Genomic DNA, 20816 nt, shown 5'->3' on the forward strand with positions numbered 1-20816 from the left:
GCCTATGGTTGTTGTTATTGATAACAACATGGAGCCAAAGGCCAAGCTGATCGAAAAATCCCGAACGGTCATTAACGACACGGCATTCTTTGAAGTTGTGCTTTGGCATTTGCCGTCACCGGTTCCTGGAAGCACCCACCCATTCAAATACCGGCTTGCTCTCGTCGTGAATGATGTCTGTGTCCTGCGTTACGACAATGAACGGGGCAAGGGGGATCACCGGCATACCGGTAATACAGAAGAGCCTATTGAATTCACCTCACTTGAAGCCCTGTATGATGCGTTTCAAGCTGACATGGAAAGGATGCTGCGATGACAACATTGATTGTAAAGCTGGCGACGATGGCAGATGTCAAAAGCCGTTTTGTCGAAGCAGGGCGCCGGGCCATGGCTGGCGAGATTGTGGCCGCTGAACCGACCGTCAATTTCCTGAGTTATGACGACATGCATCGGGTACTCGCCCCCTTGCGCCTTGCCATCGTCAAGGTACTTGCTGGACAAGGTGCATTACCGATCAGAGAAGTAGCACGCCGCGTTAATCGTGATGTGCAGGCAGTTCACCGAGACATCACGACCCTTGTCAATGCGGGTGTTATCGACCGCATGGACAACGGCGTCAGCTTTCCTTATGAGCGCATCCATTTTGAGTTTGATGTCAGTGCGGCGGCTTAATCTTACCAAGAGGCATCCATAACCCGCCCTCGTGCAGATCGCGGGCATCGAGCCCGCTTCCTGCCCGTATTTCCTGAAGGCCACGTCTCTTCCGTGCCTTCAGCCAACAAGCCTCGGTTAGCTTACACTTGCCGAGGTTTTCGGTGTGAGTTCACGCTGAAGCGCGACTTGCGCGCTTTTGAAGCTAACCCGCACGCCGTCTCTGTGCGAGCAGTTTTTGCCGGAAGACTTCTGCTGGCGTTTTGTAGCCAAGGCATTTGCGTGGCGTGGAATTCAGCCTGTTGCAGATTTCCGTGAGATCACCGTCGCTGATCGACAGTGGATCAACTTCTCTCGACAGCCCGTCTGTTGGTGTTCTCGACTGTGCCTTTCTGCCAGGGCGACTGCGGATCGCAGTCAGCATTACTTGGGCTGCCTCATAGAGTAGCGTTCGCATCATTTGATCACCACACAAAGAAACGCGGCCCACACGACTACTCTCGCCCGATTGATTGAGAACCGGAGTTAGACCCAATGCAGGACCAACTGCTTTGGAGTTTTTGAAGCGGCCAGGTATGTCGATCGTGCTGACAAAACCCAAAGCTACGACGGGCCCAACGCCGGGAATGGTCATCAGGCGTCAGCAGGTCATGTCATTGCGAACAATGAATAACACCCTTCGGTGCAGAGTTGTGAACGTTTCCCGAAGCTGCTGCCTGGCCGCAAGCAATGGTTCAATGACTTCCTTTAGATCAGTCATATTCTCAAGAAGTTCTCTTATCCGTGCGGCAAAGCCAGCGCTTCCAATGATGCCAACCTTGAGACCAAAGTTACGCAGGAGACCCCGGATATCGTTTTCGATATCTCTGGTCTTGTTTGATACGAGCTTGCGCGCTGTCAGTAAGGCTCGCCGCTGCTGGCTCGATATCGTTTTGACATGTACAGGTCGAAACAGATTGACCCGCATCATGTGCGCAATGCCACAATGCATCATTGCGATCCGTTTTATTTACGGTCGCTTTCAGGAAGGCTTTGGTGTGACGGGTTTCGATGCAGACAACCGGCAATCCGGCGCTGGCAAGGCCCTCGAACAGCCATTGTGACAATGGCCCCGCTTCAAGGCCGATACGGACAAGATGCCAGGCGGGATCTTTCAGAATCTCAATAAGGTCATCAGGATGGCTGACCACTTTGACTTCACGGCAAATCTTGCCCGTTTCATCAACGATGCATAGGGAAGTCTCTTTTACCGAGACGTCTAATCCGACATAATGGTTCATGCTGCGCTTCCTTTCTGATGCTTGTGGCTGTTGCGATACAGACCACGTTTTATCATCACTCGAGGCGCAGCACCCTCTCCACAGTCTCAAATCTTCTGAAGATGGGCACCAAGTCGAATACCCAATCTAAGTAATTGATATAAAACAACAATTACGAATTATGCTAATCCAATGTGCGCAGAAGTCAATGTGCCGGTACTTCTTCTGGAATTGCTGCCTGAGATGCTTCCTGGTCGCTGATATCGCTGTCAGTCACATCAAGTCCCATGAGCCAGTCCCACGCGGCCGCATCGGTGCTCAGATCTTCGCCCCATGCCTCGACTTCAGCTGGCGCTGGCACAAACAAAACCGGACCAAGCTCCATCATTCGGCTTTTTGAAATGATGTGATCGACACTCAATGCATTCACGATGCCGATGCGGGTATGCGGCGAGCTCAGGAATGGCCGCAGATCCGACGGTGACTTGATGATCACAGGATCGCTTAAGGTCGGATTGTCCTGTTGCATCTGCAGGGCAAGAACATATTTGCCGCTGCCTGTGCCTCCATAGATGACGATCTTCGTCATCAGTGTCATCTCAATGCTTATTCCGTTTGGATGACGGTGTTTCGGGAGGAAGGAATAGCGGTGGGTTGGCAAGGCGATTTCCTTTTGAAATCAAATCTTTAAATTATTAACAGCAATACCGGTTCAAACGTGGGAAAGGATATTGACGATATTTCCGTAGGGATCACGAACGTAAAAACGGCGCACGCCCCAAGGTTCATCGGTAATATCGTAGGGAATTTCCAATCCGGCTGCTTTTGCCTTCAGATACACCTGATCCACATCATCGACCTCGATGGAGAGCGCGGGGAGGGGCGTACCTGAACCGCCTTCGCTTGCTACACTTAATTCCGGTTTGGAGATAGTATCGGAGGCGAATGTCAGTATCCATCCGTGATCCATAACGACCTTAAGGTCGAGCAGCTCTTCATAAAAGGTTCTGGCAAGCGCGGGATCGGTTGCTTTGAGATTTGCCACTATACGTCGAACAGCCATCGCTTCCTCCCGTTGATCGCCGGTCTTTATCTTAGCGCTCAATGCAGACTTGATCTACACGTCAAGGTCATTAAAAGATTTACCCATGCGTGGCTCAGCAATCGCCAAACCGGTTTTCCTCGCCGTAACGTTGATCCTCTTCGGAGTGTCAGGTTATCTGGCGATACATACACATCGTTTTATCATTAACGCGGAACGGGCTCAGGGGCGCGTTGTTGAAATGCTGACAGAACCGTCCAGCAACGGAGGATCTGCGCTTTCACGACCGGTGGTCGAGTTCATGACAGCTGACGGCACCAAAATCGAATTCCATTCGACCAGCGCTTCTTCTCCGCCGTCCTTTGCACGCAACGAAATCGTTACCGTGCTCTATAACCCGTCACAACCGCAGTCTGCCGAGATCAGTGACTTTTTTTCCCTATGGGGCGGAGTGTTGATCACAGGCGCACTGTGCATCGCCTTCGCGGGATTTACGGCCGCTTTTTATCTTCGCGTAAGGTCTTCCGCGCAAAAGCCCCGGCGCAAGCAGACATCTCAGGCAAAATCATAGCCCGAAAGTGCAGAGCCCCCTCAGTCCGAAGCGGGGAGGGGGCTCTTTGTTTATTCCGCCGGTGCAGGCACGGACTGCGTGTCGGGCAAGGATGATTTCTTCTTGCCGGGATCTTTCCAGGCAATGAGCCGGTAGAACATCGGAATAAAGAACGTCGCGATAAAGGTCGCCGCCAGCATGCCGCCGATAACGCCGGTACCGATCGCATGGCGACTTGCCGAACCGGCACCGGAGCTGATGGCCAACGGCACAACGCCCAGAATGAAGGCAAGCGAGGTCATGACAATCGGCCGGAAGCGCAACCGCGCCGCCTCGATGGCAGCCTCTGCTGCGGAATAACCCTCCTGCCGTTTCAGGACAGCGAACTCCACAATCAGAATAGCGTTCTTCGCCGCAAGACCGATCAGCGTCACCATACCGATCTGGAAGTACACATCATTGGTCAATCCGCGCAGCATGGTCGCGCCTAAAGCACCAAAGAGTGCGAAAGGCACCGCCATGATAACCGCCAGCGGCAGGCTCCATTTTTCGTACTGGGCCGCAAGGATCAGAAACACCATGAGGATGCCGAAAATCATCGCCTGCGAACCTGTACCGCTGGTTGCCAGCTCCTGGAAGGAAGAACCGGTCCAGGCGATCTGGAAGCCTTCGGGCAGCGTTTCCCTGGCCACTTCCTGCATGGCCTTGATTGCATCACCCGATGTGTATCCCGGGGCCGGATTGCCTGTCACCTTGGCTGCGCTGAACGCATTGAACCGTTCAAGCTGATCAGGGCCAACAATGCGCTTGACGGTGACCAGGGCACTCAGCGGGATCATGCTGCCGGAATCGGCACGCACAAACACCTGGCGCAGATCGTCCGGTGTCCGCCGGAAATCCGCTTCGGATTGCAGGTTCACCTGATAGTTGCGGCCGTAGAGCGTGAAATCATTCACATAGAGACTGCCGAAAGATGCCTGCATGGCATCGAAGACAGAATTGATCGGGACGTTCAGCGCCTTGGCCTTGTCGCGATCAAGATCGAGTTGATACTGCGGCACATTCGGGTCGAATGTCGTTCTCACGCTGGTAAGTTCAGGGCGCCTGGACGCTGCCTCGACGATTTTGTTTGTGGCATCCGTAAGCTTGGCCACGTTGCTTCCGGTGCGGTCCTGTACATAAAGCTCGAAGCCACCTGTCGTACTCAACCCTTGAATCGGCGGTGGATTGAACGCCAATACCATGGCGTCCTTGATGCCCGCGTTCATGCCCATGATGGGACCTGTCATATTGCGGGCGTCGAGTTCCGGCGTCTTGCGCTGGCTCCAGTCCTTCAATGTGAGGAAGGTCGTTCCGGCATTGGATTTCTGACCACCGGAGAGAAGATCAAAACCGGCGATGGCAAAGACGTTCTCTGCAGCGGGGTGTTTGGCCATGTTCTGCGATGCCTGTTCCATGGCAGCCTTGGTTCGCGTCAACGAAGCTGCAGGCGGCAGAACTGCGACGCTGAGAAGAACACCCTGGTCTTCATCAGGAACAAGCGATCCCGGTATCTTGTAGAACATATAGGCGGTGCCGCCGATGAGGAAGGCAAACAGCGTCAGTCCGATGGCCACCCGTTTGATCAGGAACTGCACTCCTGATGTATAGCCGGATGCCACGCGATCAAAGGCACGGTTGAAGATCCGGAACGGCAGTGCCGGTTCGTGATGACCGGGCTTGAGGATCAGGGCGCAAAGCGCCGGTGTCAGCGTCAGCGCGACAATGCCCGAGATGGTCACCGACATGGCAATGGTGACAGCAAACTGCTTGTACATGGCGCCCGCGAGCCCGCCCATGAAGGAAACGGGCACAAACACCGCGCACAGCACCAGCACGATGGCAACAACCGGACCGGTGACCTCGCTCATCGCCTTGATGGCGGCCTCGCGCGGCGGCAGCTTTTCCGTCGACATGATACGTTCGACGTTTTCCAGAACCACAATCGCATCATCGACGACGATACCGATCGCCAGCACAAGGCCGAACAGCGTCAGCAGGTTGATGGAAAAACCAAGGACATACATGCCTGCAAATGTGCCAATGATCGAGATTGGAACGGCGATGACGGGAATAAGCATGGCGCGCCAGTTTTGCAGGAAGATGAAGACCACCAGCACAACAAGAATAATCGCTTCGATGAATGTGGTGACGACTTCGTCAATTGAAGCCTGGATGAATTTGGTTGTGTTGTAGGGTATCGAATAATCCATACCCGTCGGGAAGGCCGCCTTCAGCTCATCCATGCGGCTGCGCACAGCTTCCATCGTGTTGAGCGCGTTGGCCCCCGGTTGCAGATAGACCGCGATGGGAATGGCAGGCGTTCCATTGAGCTTGCTGTCGACGGCATAGCTCTGTGCGCCAAGTTCAACCCGGGCAACATCACCAAGCCGCAAGGTTGCCGCGTTGGGAGAAGAGCGCAGGATGATGTTCTCGAAAGCCTTCGCGTCAGGCAAACGACCCATGGTCGTGGCCGAATAGGTGAATGCATTCGACTGTGGATCGGGCTGATCACCGAACTTGCCGGCGGCAAACTGGGAATTCTGCTCGCGAATGGCCGTCGCCACATCCGTCGGGGTCAGATTGTACTGCGCCAGCTTGTCCGGGCGCAGCCAGATGCGCATCGAATAATTGGGATTGCCGAGAACTTGAGCGTCGCCGACGCCGGGAATACGCTTCAGATCGTCAACAACGTTGAGCAGCGCATAGTTACCAATATAGGTGCGGTCATATTGACTGCCTTCAGAGAACATGGCCACCAGACCAAGGATCGACGAGTTGCGCTTGGTAACGGTCACGCCCTGACGGGTCACATCCTGCGGCAGGGTCGATGTCGCGCGCTGCACGCGATTGTTGACGTTGATCGTCGCCTGATCGGCATTGGTGCCCAGCGCAAAGGTCACGGTCAGCTGCATCTGGCCGCTGGCCGAGTTTGTCGACTGCATGTAAAGCATGTTTTCGACGCCATTGATCTGCTGTTCCAGCGGCGATGCAACGGTCTGCGCGATCGTTTCAGCGCTGGCGCCCGGATAATTGGCACTGACCACCACCTGGGGAGGTGTCAGTTCCGGATATTGGGCAATCGGGAGCACCCTTATCGCAACGATACCTGCCAGAACGATGATGATCGAAATGACAGCTGCGAAAACAGGCCGGTCAATGAAGAAGCGGTTCATTGGGTCACCAGCGCCTGTTTGACACTTTCCGTCGCCGAAACAAGCTGTCCCGGCTTCACCTTGATAACCCCCTCCGTCACTACGCGGTCACCTGCGGCAAGGCCAGAGAGCACGATCCAGCCCTTATTGACCTGTTGACCAAGATTGAGCGGCCGGACTTCCGCCTTGCCCTCATTGTTCACCACATAGACAAACTGTCCCTTGGGACCCTGCATCAATGCTGCTTCGGGAATGACAATGGTATCGTTCACCGTGACACCCGTTACAGTCGCACGGACAAACTGGCCAGGAAGGAGACGGCGATCCGGATTGTCGATAATGGCCCGAACACCCAGCGTGCCTGTCTCAAGATCAAGGCTGCTGGAGGTAAAATCGATAGTGCCGAGATGGTTGTAAACCGTTCCATCGCCAAATGAGAGTTTGACTGAAAGCTTGTTGGCCTCCAGTCCCTTGGCCTTGCGCTCGTCCAGCAATCGGCGAATTTCTGCCGCTTCCGTGTCCGTAAAGGAGAAATTGATATAGACCGGATCGGTCTGGGTAATGGAGGTCAGCAGGCTTGAAGCTGCATCTGTTCCGATCAGACTGCCTTCCGAAACCTGCTCCCGGGTTGTTACACCGCTGATGGGCGCAGTAACCTTCGTATATTGCAGATTGAGCTCTGCTGTTCTGACCTGCGCCTTTGCTGCCGCGACGGCAGCTGCGTTCAAATCACGCGTCGATACGGCTGTGTCGCGTGCCGCCGTACTTTGCACTTTCTGGTCCACCAGCGTTTGCGCACGGTCGGCGTCACGCACCGACTGGGCATATTGTGCCTGTGCCTGCTGGAGCTGGGCTTGAACGCGGGCGAGCTCGGCTTCGTAAGGGGCCGGGTCGATCTCAAACAGCAGATCACCTGCCTTTACCTCCGAACCCTCAACAAAATTGCGCTTCATAAGAATACCGCCGACGCGGGCACGAACCTGTACATCGCGATAGGCTGTGATCCGCGCTGCATACTGGTAGGACAGATCAACTTCCTCCGGATGAACGGCAACCGCAGTCACCTGTGGCGGAGGAGGGGTCTTGCTGCCGGCCTGCTGAGCATTAGCCGGCAAATTGAGTGCCAGCGTCGCGCTTGCAAGAAAAACGAGACCGAGAAAACGGGTGCCGAGCAAAGTCATGGGAGGATTCGCTTGTCCGAGGAATATCTGGGCGCATGTACAAACATACATCCGTGATTGTAAATAAACGAAAGCGTGATATTGTGTCGGAAAATAGACCGGACACGATCACGTTTGGGTTATCGAACCAGCGGTACGAAATGGCCGCAGGTGAGCACCCGAAGAACGATGTTCCGGCATTCCAGGAGGAAACACCCGAGCGAAGGAGGCGTTATGCGCAGGACCAAAGCCGAGGCCGGAGAAACGCGGGAAACCATTTTGGATTCCGCGGAAACGGTCTTTTTGGAACATGGTGTCAATCAGTCAACACTCAACCAGATTGCCGAGCATGCCGGCGTGACGCGCGGGGCCATTTATTTTCACTTCAAGGACAAGATCGGGCTCTATCAGGAGGTTGTTGAACGTGTACGGCTCCCGCAAGATGATCTTCTGACCAAGGCAGTTCACTGCGAGAACAGCAATCCGCTCGACATTGCCCTGGATGCGGGCATCTTCTGTCTTGAAAACTTTGCCGGGGACCCGCGAAAACAACGCGTTTTTACCATCATTACCCAGCGCTGTGAGTATGTAGGCGAAATGGCACAGGTTCTGGAACGGCTTCGCGACCTCAATGACGAGGTTCATGAGATGCTTCTGCGTTTGACCACGCTGGCCAGAAAGCGCGGGGTACTTTCGATCGCATGGCGCCCTGATATAGCAGCGCGAGCCCTGCAAAGCACAATGACCGGCCTGTTGTTTGAATGGATGCGGCTGGAAAAATCATTTGATCTGGTCGCTGCAGGAACGATGACGATGACAGCCATTGTCGACTCCCTGCGAAAGAAAGAGATTCGGGTCGAGACGCCTGCTGTCAAAGCAAAGAAACTGTTGGTTGTATCGTAGATATTTACCGATGGTCTTATCCTGGTTCCCCAGATAAATGGGCCGCAAGCCTAGTATCAAAGGTCCATACAGGGTAAACAACGGCTCCCTTCCTGCGCTGACGGCCTGCATCGGCAATCCGTATCGCTCATCAGGGCGAACACGAGAGGATTGAACAATGGCCATCAAATTTACAGCCAAGGACCCCGCACCGAACGAACTTCCGGTTCCCGCAAAGGTCGCGAAGCCTGCAAAGATCGAACCGGATGCGGTGGATTCGACATCTGATGTTGAATCGGCCGATAGCGATCTGTTCAACGCGGCATCCAAGCTGCCACCGCGCAAACGCAAGGGCAAATAACACGTATGGATGCAGGTGAGATTTTTGATTGCCAGACCTGCGGCGCCTGTTGCTGCTACTCGTCAAAGTGGCCGCGATTTTCCACAGAAGATGACGAACAGCTTGCGCTTATTCCAGCCAAATACGTTGCCAGTGACGAAAGTGGCATGCGCTGTATTGGCGTTCGCTGCTCGGCATTGAATGGTGAGATCGGCAAAACCACAGCTTGCGGAATTTACGACGTACGGCCCGAAGTATGCCGTTCCTGTATGCCGGGCGACCCGGAATGCCTCATGGCGCGCCGCGCGCACAATCTCTGACCCGGGCAATTTCCTGTGCGACTGGCAAGCCGGACAGGCTCAATCCTAAGCAGCCCTGCGCACGAGTGAAATCATTAAAATTTCCCACGCCATACCCATCAACAAGATGTGATTCAGATGTGTGCGTATCGGTCAAAAACTTGCCCTGATTGGGTTCGTATTTCTGGCAGCCTTTTGAATACGATTGTCAGCAGCCAGCATTTCAAACGAACACGCTATCCGGAGATTCATCATGCATAGAAGCAATGTCGATCGTGAACCGGAATATGTTAGAGAGCGTACCGGAGGACCACGGAACCTGGGTCGGATATACCTGCTGAGTCTGGCACTGTGTGCGGCTCTGGTCGCCACAACCGCGGTGGGTTATGAATCCACAGCACCGGATGTCACGACTGTAACCGCCTCTGCGACAAAGGCAGGACTTAACCAGAGGGTGGACGACAAAACACCGCTGACGTTCTGCAACAATGTTGAGGATGCCACAAAGGCTGACCAAAAGCTGTTGCTGTGGAAGAAGTTCGATATCTGACAAACCGCTTGTTCATGGCCGCAACCCGGACCGATCAGGCGGTCCACTGCGGGGTGTCTTCACGTTCGCCGATAAGCGCCAGTCCATGCGCGATCGAGAGCAATTCACCGCCACTCTCGATCCGGTCCTGAGGAAACCGTTCGGTGAATATGCGCCTGACCGCCGGGACAAACGACGTACCACCGGTCAGGAATACCTTGTCGATATCGCTCGCTGACGTGCTTGTCTTTTCCAGGACATCATCAAGCGCACCTTCAATGCGTGCCAGGTCAGTCGCAATCCAGCTCTCAAAGTCCCTGCGCTTGATTATTCTGTGGCCACCACGTCCCAACGGTTCAAAGTTGAACTCAGCCTCATCAGCAGTAGATAGCGCCATTTTAGTCGCCGAGACCGCCTGATAAAGCGGATAGCCCTCGTCATGATCGACCAGATCGACGAAAACTTCGAGCTTTTCCGGATCGAGGCTGGAACGCACCAGTTTCTTCAACTCGGAAAATTCCCGCGACGTCTTGAAGATCGAAAGCTGGTTCCACCGGCCGAAGTTGGCATAGTAGGAAGAGGGGACTTCCAAGGTCTTGTCAAAGCTCTTGAAGAAGCTTCCCTTGCCGATTTGCGGGGCGACGATGCTGTCAATCATCCGGAAGTCGAAATGATCTCCTGCAATACCGACACCGGAATGGCCGATTGGCGTTGCACTGAGCTTTCCACCCTTGGTTTCAAACCGGATGAGTGAATAGTCCGTCGTACCGCCGCCAAAATCGGCGACCAATACGGTGGCGTCTGCCTTGAGATTCTGGGCGAAATAGAAAGCCGCTGCCACGGGTTCATAGACATAGTGAATCTCAGGAAAGCCAAACCGGGTCAGTGCCTCGTTGTAGCGCGCTGTTGCCAATGCTGGATCGGGATTGGCTCCGGCAAAATGCACGGGCCTGCCGGTCACGATGCGTTTGACATCTGTCGGCCATTCATCGCCGGCATAGGACTTGAGCCGCCGCACGAAAATTTCCATCAAGTCTTCAAATGAGTGACGCTTTGCAAAAATCAGCGTGCCTTGGAACAGGGCACTTGCCGCGAATGTCTTGATCGACTGCAGGAAGCGGCATTCGCCGGGATTATCGATGAACTGGCGGATGGCTGCATGTCCGGCCTCAACCTTCAATGCCGCCGCACCCGCGAGGGGATCCTTCATGAAGGACAGTGCCGTTCGCATGCTGTCAGCCGTGCCGGTAGCGTTGGTGAATGACAACGAGCGTGTCGTTTTTCCGTCCGCCAGTGCCAGAACCGTGTTGGTCGTGCCAAAGTCGAAACCCAGCGCCTGAGCCATTGCTGCGCTCCTTTATGCCATGAATGTCAGAAATCGGGACGAGGCCCGTCGAATGGGCTTCGCGCGCCCAAATCAAGGACGCGCGTCATGACATAGCAAACGTGGGGACGCAAGGTGCGTTTTTAATACGACCGGCTAATCCACGCTGTCTGCAGCGCTGAACGGGGCGTTGTCGCGGCTGTGCGAAAGAATTTCCCGCTTGCCGACATGGTTGGACGGTCCGACAAGTCCTTCCTTTTCCATTCTTTCCACCAGAGATGCAGCCCTGTTGTAACCGATCTGCAAGCGGCGCTGGATATAGGACGTGGAACACTTTTTGTCGCGCATGACGACCTTGACCGCCTGATCATAAAGCTCATTGCCGTCTTCAGCTGCGACCGATCCCTTGTCAAAGACAGCTCCGCCGGTTTCAGTTTCCGGTTCTTCCTCTTCGCTTTCGTCAGCCGTAACCGTGTCGAGATAATCCGGGCGGCCCTGTGCCTTCAGATGCGCAACCACGCGCTCGACTTCCTCGTCGGAAACGAAGGGACCATGGACGCGGGAAATCCGTCCGCCGCCAGCCATGTGCAGCATATCGCCCTGGCCGAGCAACTGCTCCGCACCCTGTTCACCCAAAATAGTACGGCTGTCGATCTTTGATGTGACCTGAAACGAAATACGCGTCGGGAAGTTTGCCTTGATCGTGCCGGTGATGACATCGACAGAGGGACGCTGAGTGGCCATGATCAGATGAATACCTGCTGCACGGGCCATCTGGGCAAGACGCTGAATAGCGCCTTCGATATCCTTGCCTGCCACCATCATCAGGTCGGCCATCTCGTCGACAATGACGACGATGTAAGGCATCGGCGTCAAGTCCATGGCTTCCTGCTCGTGGATGGGCTCGCCCGTTCCCTTGTCAAAACCCGTCTGGACGGTGCACATCACCGTCTCGCCCTTTTCCTTTGCGAGCGCAGCGCGGGCGTTGAAGCCATCGATATTGCGCACGCCGAGCTTTGACATCTTCCGGTAGCGGTCTTCCATTTCCCGCACAGCCCACTTCAGTGCCATGACCGCCTTCTTCGGATCAGTCACCACGGGTGTGAGCAAATGCGGAATACCATCATAGATCGATAGCTCGAGCATTTTGGGATCAACCATGATCAGACGGCATTCTTCCGGTGTCAGCCGGTAGAGGAGCGAAAGAATCATTGTATTGATGGCGACCGACTTGCCGGAACCGGTGGTGCCTGCAACCAGCAGATGAGGCATCTTGGCGAGCTCGGCGATAACCGGCTCGCCGCCAATTGTCTTGCCGAGGCAAAGCGCCAGCTTGAGCTTGGTGCTGCCGAAATCCGCAGAGGCGATCATCTCGCGGAAATAGACGGTCTCACGTGTTGCGTTCGGCAGTTCAATGCCGATAACATTGCGGCCGGGCACCACTGCAACACGGGCCGACAGGGCCGACATGGAACGGGCGATATCATCCGCAAGGCCAATAACCCGCGACGATTTGATTCCCGGTGCCGGTTCAAATTCGTACAGCGTGACCACGGGGCCAGGGCGCACATGAATGATCTCACCGCGAATACCGAAGTCCTCAAGCACGCTTTCCAGAAGACCGGCATTCTGCTCGAGCGCTTCCTGTGTAATGATCACTTCCGCCCGTTCGGCCGGTTCCTGTAACAGCGTCAAGGGCGGGCGTTCATAGCTCGTGCCATAAGACTGAACCGGCACCGGCGTGAGCCGTGTGGGAACGACGAAAGGCTGTTCCTGGCGAACTGTAACCTGCAACCGTGATGGCTTGTTTTCAACAACCGGTTCGGGCTGCGGTGTGACAGCGACGGGTTCTGCAATCACTGCTTCAGCTGCGACGACTGGTACCAGGGTCACCGTTTCTTCAGCGTGCGGCTCTGAACGAGGAACCGGCGCAGCGGCCACAATTGCCTTTGGAGCAACGGGAACGGGCAATGATACAGGCACTTCGGGCACAGCAATTTCATCGAGCTGATGACGCGGCTGACGCAGTTCGACAACACGGAACATTGCTGTAATGGCATCCGGCGCCATCTTGCGCACAGGTCGCGGCACCGGCGATACAGATGTGGTTGCAGGACCACCCAAAAACTCCATCGATTCCCAGAATGCATAGTCCGAGAGATAGTCGAGTGATCCGGATTTGTGCGGCACGGCCTGCGCAGGCTCTGTTTGAAGACCTGGACGATTTTCCCGCGCTACCGTGGCAATTGGTTTATGGGTTACAACAGGCGACGCATAGCTCGCAGGGAATGAGGGGCTACGCAGCAGACTTGCCTCGACCGGCGCAGGCGTCTTCTGAAAAGCGGCGCTTGATGCAGCGGATTTCAATTCAGGCGTAACATCGGAGCGTATCTTTGCTGCAGGAGCGGACGTGGGCGGTACCAGAGTTTTAGACGTGACAACCGGCTTGTCTGGCTTGACTGCTGGCGCAGGTGTCCCATTTTCGGCTCCACCGCGATGCTTCTGCAGAACTGCATCCGGCGTGCGTGTGAAACGCACATTGGCAGAAAGCGAGAACATCCGCTTGGAAATGGGCGCCGAGGGATCAGTGTCCGGTTCAGGTGCTACAGCGGCCCGCATCGGCGCGCGTGAAACGCTGCCCGGAGTAGTCGATGCCGGGGCTTCTACAGAGCGTCTTGTCGAGACGGGCTCATAGGGTGATGGTGCCGCAGCACGGGTGTTGGAAGCGGATTGGCGCTGAACCGGCGCCGGTGCTGGCTCCGAAACATATGGTTTGGCAGCCAATGGTGGCGGTACCGGCGCCGGCGATTCGTTCAAATCTTCGTAGCCATCTACGTAATCATCTGACTTCATTGAGAAATTTGTTCTTGGAATACGCATGATACCTGCAAGTGAAACGATTGGATGTTGCTCGTAAACTTGCCTTATCGAATAGAAAATGAAGGTTAATAAGTTGCTACTGATGGCTGCAAACACTCTCCCTGTTGCCTTCTCCTGACAGAGGCGCTCCTGGGTTTAGATTGGTACAGCCCCGATATGGAATTACGACGCGACCCCATGAAGTCTGCGTTGCAAACAGACTTCCTTGAGGTGTTGTTTATTGACGCTGTCAGATGGCCTCTTCGGCAATCAATTTTCCCAAGCGTGAAATACCTGTCTCGATCGCTTCCTTGTTGGGAAGGGAGAAATTGAGCCGGATGGTATTCTTGCCTGTTCCATCCGCATAGAAAGCAAAACCGGGAACAAACGCCACCCGCGCTTTCTGCAAGGCCTTGGCGAGAAGGGCCGCACCATCCATGCCATCCGGCAGGGTCACCCATACGAACATCCCACCTTCCGGCTTTGTCCACGTCACGCCCGCTGGCATGAAACGGGCGAGGGCATCCAGCATGTAGTCCCGGCGCTTGCGATAGCTGTCGCGAACCTTCTCCACCTGCTTGTCGAAAGACCGCTCGGCCACGTGATGAATAGCCATCTGATTGATCGTGGGGCTATGAAGATCAGCGGCCTGTTTGATAAGAACAAGCTTGGCGATAACAGGCTGAGCCGCGCAAACCCAACCAACGCGCAAACCCGGTGTGAGTGTCTTGGAAAAACTCCCCGAATAGACAACACGCGTGCGGTCGATATGTCCTTCACGCTCGCAGTCGAGGGCCAGCATCGTGGGAACCGGGTCGCCATCAAATCGCAATGCCCGATAGGCGGCATCCTCAATGAGCGGAATATTGAGCTCGTGTGCCAGCTCCACCAATCGGCTGCGGCCTTCGCGGCTGACTGTCTCTCCCGTTGGATTACAGAAATCAGCTGTGAGATAGGCCAGTCTGACATCACCGCCTGCAGCTTTTGCGCTGTCGCGATAGGCGGCCGGGGTCATATTGCCCTGTTCGGGATTGAGGCGATCATAGCGCGGCTCATAGGCATTGAACGCCTGTAAGGCTCCCAGATAGGTAGGCCAGGTCGTCAGCACCGTGTCACCCGGCGATATGAACAGCTTGCCCAGATAGTCGAGAGCCTGCTGCGACCCGGTGGTGATAACGATATTGTCGATGGTGCAGCTCACACCAAGTGATGCCATATGTTGCACAAGCCACTCGCGGAGCGGGCGATAACCCTCACTCACCGAGTATTGCAATGCAATATCAGCATTCTTGCTCAGAACGGCATCGTAAGCTTCCTTGATCGCTTCTTTGGGAAAAAGGGCAGGATCGGGAATGCCACCTGCAAAGGATATGATGTCGGGTTGATCGAGCAGTTTGAGCAGTTCACGTATCTCGGACGCACGCATGTTTTTGGTACGCGTTGCGTACAGAGCATCCCAATCGCCCATTTCTTCCTCCCGGCTGTTTGTTAAGGCATAGCAACGCAAATCACCCGATATGTCAATAATGCTGACATATCGGGTGATGTTCTTTTTGGATGTGTTGATTTCAAATTCAGATGAGACAATCCGAATTTACATCGGCGGAACCACACCATTGGTACCGACCACAACGCGGTTTGTGGAAATGGCCCCATCCGCCGCTTTCTCCGCTGGAACAAAAACGACAGCCCCCGGGGTCAAATCGGTCACCGTCGCAGGCGCGAACGTGACAATGGGTGTTCCATCGGCAATGGAAATTTTCTTTTCCTTGCCTTGATATTTGACCGTGACCGTCCGCCCGTCGACCGACTTGACTGCGTCGGCAACGGTAGCATTTGTCATCGAGCTGTTCGGCTTGACATCCCAGGCATAGCTGCCCTCGCCAGTGCCTTTCATGGCTGCCGGAAAGATCAGAACTTCCAGCGCACCGTCGCCACCTTCAGCTTTGGGAACGGATGCGATCCCAACGAAGTCACCGGGCTTGATATCGTCGACCGATGCCTTGATGACACCGGCAACCTGCCAGCCGGACTTCAGGGCGACCTTGGCCGTCTCGCCCTCTCTTGTCTTGACGGTAAGTGTCGTTGCGTCAAGGCTGCTGACGGTACCGCGCACTCTTACGCGCTGAACAGCATCCGTCGAGGTCTGCGCCTGGGCGGGAAGTGTTGCGAATGTCGCCCCGAGCGCGACGATGATCGCTGCGGATAACCGGTCCAAACCGTACTTCAAGTGCATGCTCTTGCTCCTTTGTTTACCGATGTAACCAGTAACGACGAGGGCCCATACATGCCTTTGCGCCAGCGTTCACCGATGGAACGCTGTATCTGTGGAAATAAACTTGGGGCGAGGAGGGCTCTCTACCGTGTCGTCAAAACGTCCGCTGGCTGTCGGGCTCTATCCCTAGCCGATAGACCACGGCGGCACCAATCAAGTTGAAGTGAGACAAGATTGAAACAGGATCACTCGCCCGGAGCCTTGACCAGACCCTTTGTATGCCCGCTGATGTCCGATCCCGCCGACCGCGAAAAGCGAAGATTCCAGATTGTCGCCGTCAAGGAGATTGCCGTCACAACGAGGAAGGCTGCAGAAAAGTCATCAAGCTCAGGCGAGGCGTGGCTTCGAACCAGCATGGAACCCGAAAGGGCCAGCGCACCGACACAAATGCCCAGAGACAGCATCAACTGCTGGAACGTCGTATAGAAACTGGTTGCTGAACTCATACGTTCCCGCCCGATCTCGTCATAGGCCACGGTGTTGTAGGCCGTGAACTGGAATGACATGAAAAACCCGCAGCAAAGCAGAATTCCGAAGATGAGGGGCAGGGGCCAATCGGGCCGGAATGCGGCACAAAGCGTATAACCAAACGTGGCGATGAGGCCGTTGACGATGAGGCTCGTGCGAAAACCAAAATTCCGCAGGATTTTGGGTGCGACAGCCTTCATTACCATGGAGCCAAGCGCGGTCGCTACAATGATGCCGCCGGCACGGGCTGCAGAAAGGCCAAAACCCAGTTGCAGCATCAAAGGCAACAGGAAAGGCTGTGCGCCTTGGGTGATACGCGTCAGTGACCCTGCAATAACCGACGTACTGAAACTGCTGACGCGCATGAGCGAAAAGTCGAGAATCGGGGAGGGGTGACGCTTGGCATGAGCCAGATAGCCAATGCCGAAGATGACGCCGACAACGACCAGAATGGCTGCCAGTTGCCCTTCACCGGGACGGCTTGCCATTTCGAAGCCGAAAAGAAGCGAACCGAGTGAAATGCCGGAAAGAACAAGACCGACAAAATCAAACGGCCCATCGGGTTCGCCTTTCACGTTTTCGATGAAACGCGTCACGAGGATGAAGCCAAGACAACCGATCGGCACGTTGATGTAGAAGATCCAGCGCCAGTCGAAATAGGTGACGATCAGCCCGCCAACGGGCGGTCCGAGGATTGGGCCAACGAGCGCGGGCACCAATAGCCAGGACATAGCCGAGACGAGATCCTTGCGCGCTACGCTGCGCATCAGAACGAGGCGGCCGACCGGCATCATCATCGCGCCGCCGAGCCCTTGTATTATTCGAGCCAGGACGAGAAAGCGTAGATCTGGAGCCTGCGCACAAAGGATCGAGCCAAAAACAAAAACCGCTATCGCCGCGCTGAAAACCGTGCGGGATCCGAACCGGTCAGCGATCTTGCCGCTCGCAGGAATGAAGATGGCGAGACTGAGGAGATAGGACGTGAGGGCCAGACTCATCGCCGGTGGATTGACGTCAAAGTCACGAGCCATAGTCGGCAATGCCGTTGCCAGCACCGTCGCGTCGAGCTGTTCCATAAACATGGCGCTGGCAATGATAAGCGCTATGGTGCGAAAGTTCGGTCCTGCAGTTTGGTTTTCAGGCGCTTGGGTTGTCATCGGCAGAGCCTGGGAGCTCTGGCAAGTTTGGTCCGACATGGTCGGGGTCGCTCTCAATAGCGCGTACACATCGGAAAGAAAATGTCGCGGATTTGCAAACGGCGGTCAGCCGTGGGGAAACGACCACCGATATAAACCCGGCTGTATGCGATATCCATATACAATTGCGTGATTCATTGTACCTGATACAAAATAATTGCGCCGAAAGCAGCCGCTAGCCGCTGCCGATACGCTTGGACATATTGAAACCTGTAAGCCGAAACCCGTCGGATTCATAAAGATGTCTTGCACGGTCATTGTTGCCAGCCACGCGCAGGCGAAGATGCTGGATGCCTTCATCGGCAAGCGTTGCTTGCAGCGCGCTCAATGCCGCCTTGCCAAACCCCTTGCCCTGAAGATGAGGAAACACATAAAAATCATGAATGAACGCAGAACTTGCCGCTGGATCAACGTGATACCAGAGATAGCCGATAATCCCGTCGGAACCGGCTCTGTTTTCAATGATACAAACCAGTGTCTGGCTTTGGGTTTGCGGACCATTCGGTAAATCAACTTCAATCTCGCGTCTGGCTTGAGCCAGGGCGTCGGACTCTGAGAGATCATAATTGGCTGAAATCTCGGCGGCGTAGTCCGGTATAAAATAATCGCGATAGCCCTCAAACTCATTTTCATCCATGGGTCTGAAACTGATCATGACTGCATCCTCTCCGACATGTGAATTCGCATTAGCGGAAATAAACCTCTCTAAACAGGGTCCAGACTTTTACATCTTCCCGGGTGCAAGAACTATTTCCGCCGGCATTTGCCACAAATGTTTTAGATCGTACGGACGTTGAATAGCCAATACGCCGATCAATGCCCGAGCCTGTTCCAAATCCTTTCGAGACTTTGCCGCACTTCGATGATCATCTTGACGGCGCAACTGAATAATAATCAATTTACGCAGCGAACCATGGCAGAGCGGAAAACCGTTACCAGTACACTCGCCTGAAATTTGCGGTCACCAATATCGTTGCAATCGATTTTGGATAATGTGACTTCACCCCCAAGAGTACATCGATGATATTTCAACCTGGTTGCAACATCTGATCATGTTCCTCGACAAAAATGTGCAACCAGCCGCTGGACTGGCAGGAGCTGCTACTGCAAGTATCGCCGCTCGTGCCTCACTTGGTCTGGCTGGTATGTGATACGCGATATTCAGCGCCTCAAACTTTTGATGGTAGAGTCGAAGAAGCTGAAGATTGAATCACCGGCGATTGTGCCGGCGGCAAACACTTCCATATCGCCATCGCTGTTGGCCCCGCGCAAACGTTCCCAAATCAGACGTATCAGAATACCCGCCAGGACAGCCCAACCCGCGGCTGCAAAGTTGATGAGCAGTCCGGTGGCGAACAGCACGCCGATCTGGCGCTTGGTTCCGCCGATGAATTGCAGAAGTGCACCCGGAATGGCCCAGATAGCGAGTGACCAGATAACGCCGGGGGCAACGCCTGCCTCGATCGTTGCGGCATAGACCTTGTTGACGGGAGCGACCAGGTTTTGATCGAAATAGGATTGATAGGAGAACAACACGACAATGCCGGCAATCACGAATGCGAACATTGCTGCAAACAGCTGCTGACGACGGCCTTCTCGCTCAAAAGCGGGATCCGCGCCGTTACCACGCAGGATGTAGCCAGCCTTCAGATCATAACCCATATCGGCAAATGCAGGTCCGGTTGCGGCGGAGAAGCCAACCAGCAGTGCAAGGGCCGATTTCGGGAATCCGATCAGGGTACCAATGATCAAGGTGATAAGTGCCACGGCAAAGGCGGGAAACCAGCCGGAATGCATTGCTGCCAGCCCGACAATCAATTCATGCACGTAAGCCGCAAAAGCCGCATAGAGAATGAACAGAAGCAACATTCCCATCGACATCTCATTCATCAGGCCTCCGATAAGGGCTATGAGGGAGGCAATCACCAGATAAAGAACAGTGCCAAGGCGAAGAGCCCGTTTGACTTCAACGTTGGTCGTCCCGGCAGCGCGTTGAGGGTTGTGATCATCCCCGTCACGCTTCAGCATTTGTTGTGCAACCTGGAAGAGGGCAACAATACCTGCTCCGATCATAAAGCCATGCGGGATGTAGGCTGCCATCAGGTCGCCCTTGGGGATAATATCGGCAAACATCGGACTGCCGAAAAGCTGCGGGGAATAAGCCCGCAGGAGAAGACCGACGCCGAACAGCGACAGGGCCCAGATATTACCGATGAAGGCCACACCGAATGCCGACATCGGTATTTTAAAGAACGCGCCGATCAGCCCCACAACAAAGCCAATGCCCATCAGGACGGCCTTGCGTCCACCCTGATCACCGGCCTTGATCGCCTCGGCGGCAGCCACGCCGGGTGGCCATGCCCCGACAGCGGGGAAAAGTTTCGAGTCAAATAAGCGATACAGCATATAGGCATCGAGCAGCATCGCCATGAAAGCACCCACGAACATCGGCAAGACGAGGTCGGGGCGTCCCAGCACAAAGGGAATGCCGATTGGCAGAAGCAGACTGTTGGATGCACCGAACGTGGCAGAAGAGATCGCACTTTGTGCCAAATTCTGCACGTGGATCGAACGGTAGCGCATGAAAATGCTCACCGGTATGCGCGCCAAAGCCATCGCAGCCATCGCTCCGATGAGTGACGTGTTGGCCGTAACGCCGAGCGATACGAGCAGCTGCATGCCGATAATCGAACCGAAGACGCACAGTACTGCAATCAGCACCAGCGTTGCCGGCTCAAACAGGCTTGGGTGCCGCTGAGGCACCGGATTCAAATCTTCTTTCATGCCT

General features: G+C 55.0%; 19 protein-coding genes and 2 pseudogenes. 7 read left to right on the forward strand and 14 right to left on the reverse strand.

What is annotated here, in order from left to right; all coding sequences use genetic code 11:
- Positions 1–4: 4 nt before the first annotated feature.
- Complete coding sequence (locus FHW16_RS23020) at positions 5–316, forward strand: toxin-antitoxin system TumE family protein (RefSeq protein WP_182551721.1); 312 nt, start codon at positions 5–7, stop codon at positions 314–316.
- Positions 317–387: 71 nt separating this feature from the next.
- Positions 388–672, forward strand: coding sequence for a DeoR family transcriptional regulator (locus FHW16_RS23025; RefSeq protein WP_432652078.1), 285 nt, complete (start codon positions 388–390; stop codon positions 670–672).
- 184 nt (positions 673–856) lie between these two features.
- On the opposite strand, the pseudogene FHW16_RS23030 reads toward FHW16_RS23025, so the two are convergent.
- The 4 genes and pseudogenes from FHW16_RS23030 to FHW16_RS23045 all read right to left on the reverse strand — a co-directional run.
- Positions 857–1067: pseudogene (locus FHW16_RS23030) on the reverse strand (transposase); the annotation flags it as partial.
- Positions 1061–1931: pseudogene (locus FHW16_RS23035) on the reverse strand (IS110 family transposase); the annotation flags it as partial. The pseudogenes FHW16_RS23030 and FHW16_RS23035, both read right to left, overlap by 7 nt.
- 184 nt (positions 1932–2115) lie before the next feature.
- Entirely contained in the window at positions 2116–2499 is a 384-nt protein-coding gene (locus FHW16_RS23040) for a hypothetical protein (RefSeq protein ID WP_182551638.1), read from the reverse strand.
- A 123-nt stretch (positions 2500–2622) separates the two neighbouring features.
- Entirely contained in the window at positions 2623–2973 is a 351-nt protein-coding gene (locus tag FHW16_RS23045) for a VOC family protein (protein WP_182551639.1), read from the reverse strand.
- Between the two features lie 49 nt (positions 2974–3022).
- Between FHW16_RS23045 and FHW16_RS23050 the strand changes: the two genes are divergently transcribed.
- Positions 3023–3523: a DUF3592 domain-containing protein gene (locus tag FHW16_RS23050; protein WP_182551640.1), complete on the forward strand. Its 501-nt coding sequence runs from the start codon at positions 3023–3025 to the stop codon at positions 3521–3523.
- A gap of 50 nt (positions 3524–3573) precedes the next feature.
- Here FHW16_RS23050 and FHW16_RS23055 read toward each other — a convergent pair whose 3' ends face one another.
- Positions 3574–6717, reverse strand: coding sequence for an efflux RND transporter permease subunit (locus tag FHW16_RS23055; protein ID WP_182551641.1), 3144 nt, complete (start codon positions 6715–6717; stop codon positions 3574–3576).
- Complete coding sequence (locus FHW16_RS23060; protein WP_182551642.1) at positions 6714–7877, reverse strand: efflux RND transporter periplasmic adaptor subunit; 1164 nt, start codon at positions 7875–7877, stop codon at positions 6714–6716. The genes FHW16_RS23055 and FHW16_RS23060 overlap by 4 nt, the downstream gene beginning before the upstream one ends.
- A 213-nt stretch (positions 7878–8090) precedes the next feature.
- On the opposite strand from FHW16_RS23060, the gene FHW16_RS23065 reads away from it, so the two are divergent.
- The 4 genes from FHW16_RS23065 to FHW16_RS23080 all read left to right on the forward strand — a co-directional run bounded on the left by FHW16_RS23065 (position 8091) and on the right by FHW16_RS23080 (position 9927).
- Entirely contained in the window at positions 8091–8759 is a 669-nt protein-coding gene (locus tag FHW16_RS23065) for a TetR family transcriptional regulator (protein ID WP_182551643.1), read from the forward strand.
- 157 nt (positions 8760–8916) lie between these two features.
- Positions 8917–9099 (forward strand): hypothetical protein, encoded by a 183-nt coding sequence (locus FHW16_RS23070; RefSeq protein ID WP_182551644.1) that lies wholly within the window; start codon positions 8917–8919, stop codon positions 9097–9099.
- A 5-nt stretch (positions 9100–9104) separates the two neighbouring features.
- On the forward strand, positions 9105–9398 hold the full coding sequence (locus FHW16_RS23075) for a YkgJ family cysteine cluster protein (RefSeq protein WP_182551645.1): 294 nt from the start codon (positions 9105–9107) through the stop codon (positions 9396–9398).
- Positions 9399–9630: 232 nt separating this feature from the next.
- Positions 9631–9927: a hypothetical protein gene (locus FHW16_RS23080; RefSeq protein ID WP_182551646.1), complete on the forward strand. Its 297-nt coding sequence runs from the start codon at positions 9631–9633 to the stop codon at positions 9925–9927.
- Between the two features lie 34 nt (positions 9928–9961).
- Here FHW16_RS23080 and FHW16_RS23085 read toward each other — a convergent pair whose 3' ends face one another.
- From FHW16_RS23085 to FHW16_RS23120, 8 genes are all read right to left on the reverse strand, one after another.
- Positions 9962–11251: an Hsp70 family protein gene (locus tag FHW16_RS23085; RefSeq protein WP_182551647.1), complete on the reverse strand. Its 1290-nt coding sequence runs from the start codon at positions 11249–11251 to the stop codon at positions 9962–9964.
- A 135-nt stretch (positions 11252–11386) separates the two neighbouring features.
- The gene (locus FHW16_RS23090; protein WP_246711919.1) at positions 11387–14083 is read right to left on the reverse strand and encodes a DNA translocase FtsK; all 2697 of its coding nucleotides are present in this window, start codon (positions 14081–14083) and stop codon (positions 11387–11389) included.
- Between the two features lie 256 nt (positions 14084–14339).
- Positions 14340–15557, reverse strand: coding sequence for a PLP-dependent aminotransferase family protein (locus tag FHW16_RS23095; protein ID WP_182551649.1), 1218 nt, complete (start codon positions 15555–15557; stop codon positions 14340–14342).
- A 126-nt stretch (positions 15558–15683) separates the two neighbouring features.
- Positions 15684–16325, reverse strand: coding sequence for a hypothetical protein (locus FHW16_RS23100; RefSeq protein ID WP_246711920.1), 642 nt, complete (start codon positions 16323–16325; stop codon positions 15684–15686).
- Between the two features lie 224 nt (positions 16326–16549).
- Complete coding sequence (locus tag FHW16_RS23105; protein ID WP_182551650.1) at positions 16550–17989, reverse strand: MFS transporter; 1440 nt, start codon at positions 17987–17989, stop codon at positions 16550–16552.
- Positions 17990–18203: 214 nt separating this feature from the next.
- Positions 18204–18683 carry a GNAT family N-acetyltransferase gene (locus tag FHW16_RS23110; protein ID WP_182551651.1) on the reverse strand — a complete coding sequence of 160 codons (480 nt, stop codon included), beginning with the start codon at positions 18681–18683 and terminating at the stop codon, positions 18204–18206.
- A 69-nt stretch (positions 18684–18752) separates the two neighbouring features.
- Entirely contained in the window at positions 18753–18926 is a 174-nt protein-coding gene (locus FHW16_RS29310) for a GSU2403 family nucleotidyltransferase fold protein (RefSeq protein WP_182551652.1), read from the reverse strand.
- A gap of 263 nt (positions 18927–19189) precedes the next feature.
- Complete coding sequence (locus FHW16_RS23120) at positions 19190–20812, reverse strand: OPT/YSL family transporter (RefSeq protein ID WP_182551653.1); 1623 nt, start codon at positions 20810–20812, stop codon at positions 19190–19192.
- Between the last annotated feature and the right edge of the window lie 4 nt (positions 20813–20816).

Source organism: Phyllobacterium myrsinacearum, from assembly GCF_014138285.1.
GTDB classification, from domain to species: Bacteria; Pseudomonadota; Alphaproteobacteria; order Rhizobiales; family Rhizobiaceae; genus Phyllobacterium; species Phyllobacterium myrsinacearum_A.

Bases quoted from the DNA above. Each gene is read 5' to 3' on its own strand.
- FHW16_RS23095 (WP_182551649.1), bottom strand. From the start codon at position 15,557: ATGGGCGATTGGGATGCTCTGTACGCAACGCGTACCAAAAACATGCGT.
- FHW16_RS23065 (WP_182551643.1), top strand. From the start codon at position 8,091: ATGCGCAGGACCAAAGCCGAGGCCGGAGAAACGCGGGAAACCATTTTG.
- FHW16_RS23100 (WP_246711920.1), bottom strand. From the start codon at position 16,325: ATGCACTTGAAGTACGGTTTGGACCGGTTATCCGCAGCGATCATCGTC.
- FHW16_RS23060 (WP_182551642.1), bottom strand. From the start codon at position 7,877: ATGACTTTGCTCGGCACCCGTTTTCTCGGTCTCGTTTTTCTTGCAAGC.
- FHW16_RS23105 (WP_182551650.1), bottom strand. From the start codon at position 17,989: ATGACAACCCAAGCGCCTGAAAACCAAACTGCAGGACCGAACTTTCGC.
- FHW16_RS23090 (WP_246711919.1), bottom strand. From the start codon at position 14,083: ATGAAGTCAGATGATTACGTAGATGGCTACGAAGATTTGAACGAATCG.
- FHW16_RS23055 (WP_182551641.1), bottom strand. From the start codon at position 6,717: ATGAACCGCTTCTTCATTGACCGGCCTGTTTTCGCAGCTGTCATTTCG.
- FHW16_RS23070 (WP_182551644.1), top strand. From the start codon at position 8,917: ATGGCCATCAAATTTACAGCCAAGGACCCCGCACCGAACGAACTTCCG.
- FHW16_RS23080 (WP_182551646.1), top strand. From the start codon at position 9,631: ATGCATAGAAGCAATGTCGATCGTGAACCGGAATATGTTAGAGAGCGT.
- FHW16_RS23045 (WP_182551639.1), bottom strand. From the start codon at position 2,973: ATGGCTGTTCGACGTATAGTGGCAAATCTCAAAGCAACCGATCCCGCG.
- FHW16_RS23110 (WP_182551651.1), bottom strand. From the start codon at position 18,683: ATGATCAGTTTCAGACCCATGGATGAAAATGAGTTTGAGGGCTATCGC.
- FHW16_RS23120 (WP_182551653.1), bottom strand. From the start codon at position 20,812: ATGAAAGAAGATTTGAATCCGGTGCCTCAGCGGCACCCAAGCCTGTTT.
- FHW16_RS23075 (WP_182551645.1), top strand. From the start codon at position 9,105: ATGGATGCAGGTGAGATTTTTGATTGCCAGACCTGCGGCGCCTGTTGC.
- FHW16_RS23040 (WP_182551638.1), bottom strand. From the start codon at position 2,499: ATGACGAAGATCGTCATCTATGGAGGCACAGGCAGCGGCAAATATGTT.
- FHW16_RS23085 (WP_182551647.1), bottom strand. From the start codon at position 11,251: ATGGCTCAGGCGCTGGGTTTCGACTTTGGCACGACCAACACGGTTCTG.
- FHW16_RS23025 (WP_432652078.1), top strand. From the start codon at position 388: ATGGCTGGCGAGATTGTGGCCGCTGAACCGACCGTCAATTTCCTGAGT.
- FHW16_RS23020 (WP_182551721.1), top strand. From the start codon at position 5: ATGGTTGTTGTTATTGATAACAACATGGAGCCAAAGGCCAAGCTGATC.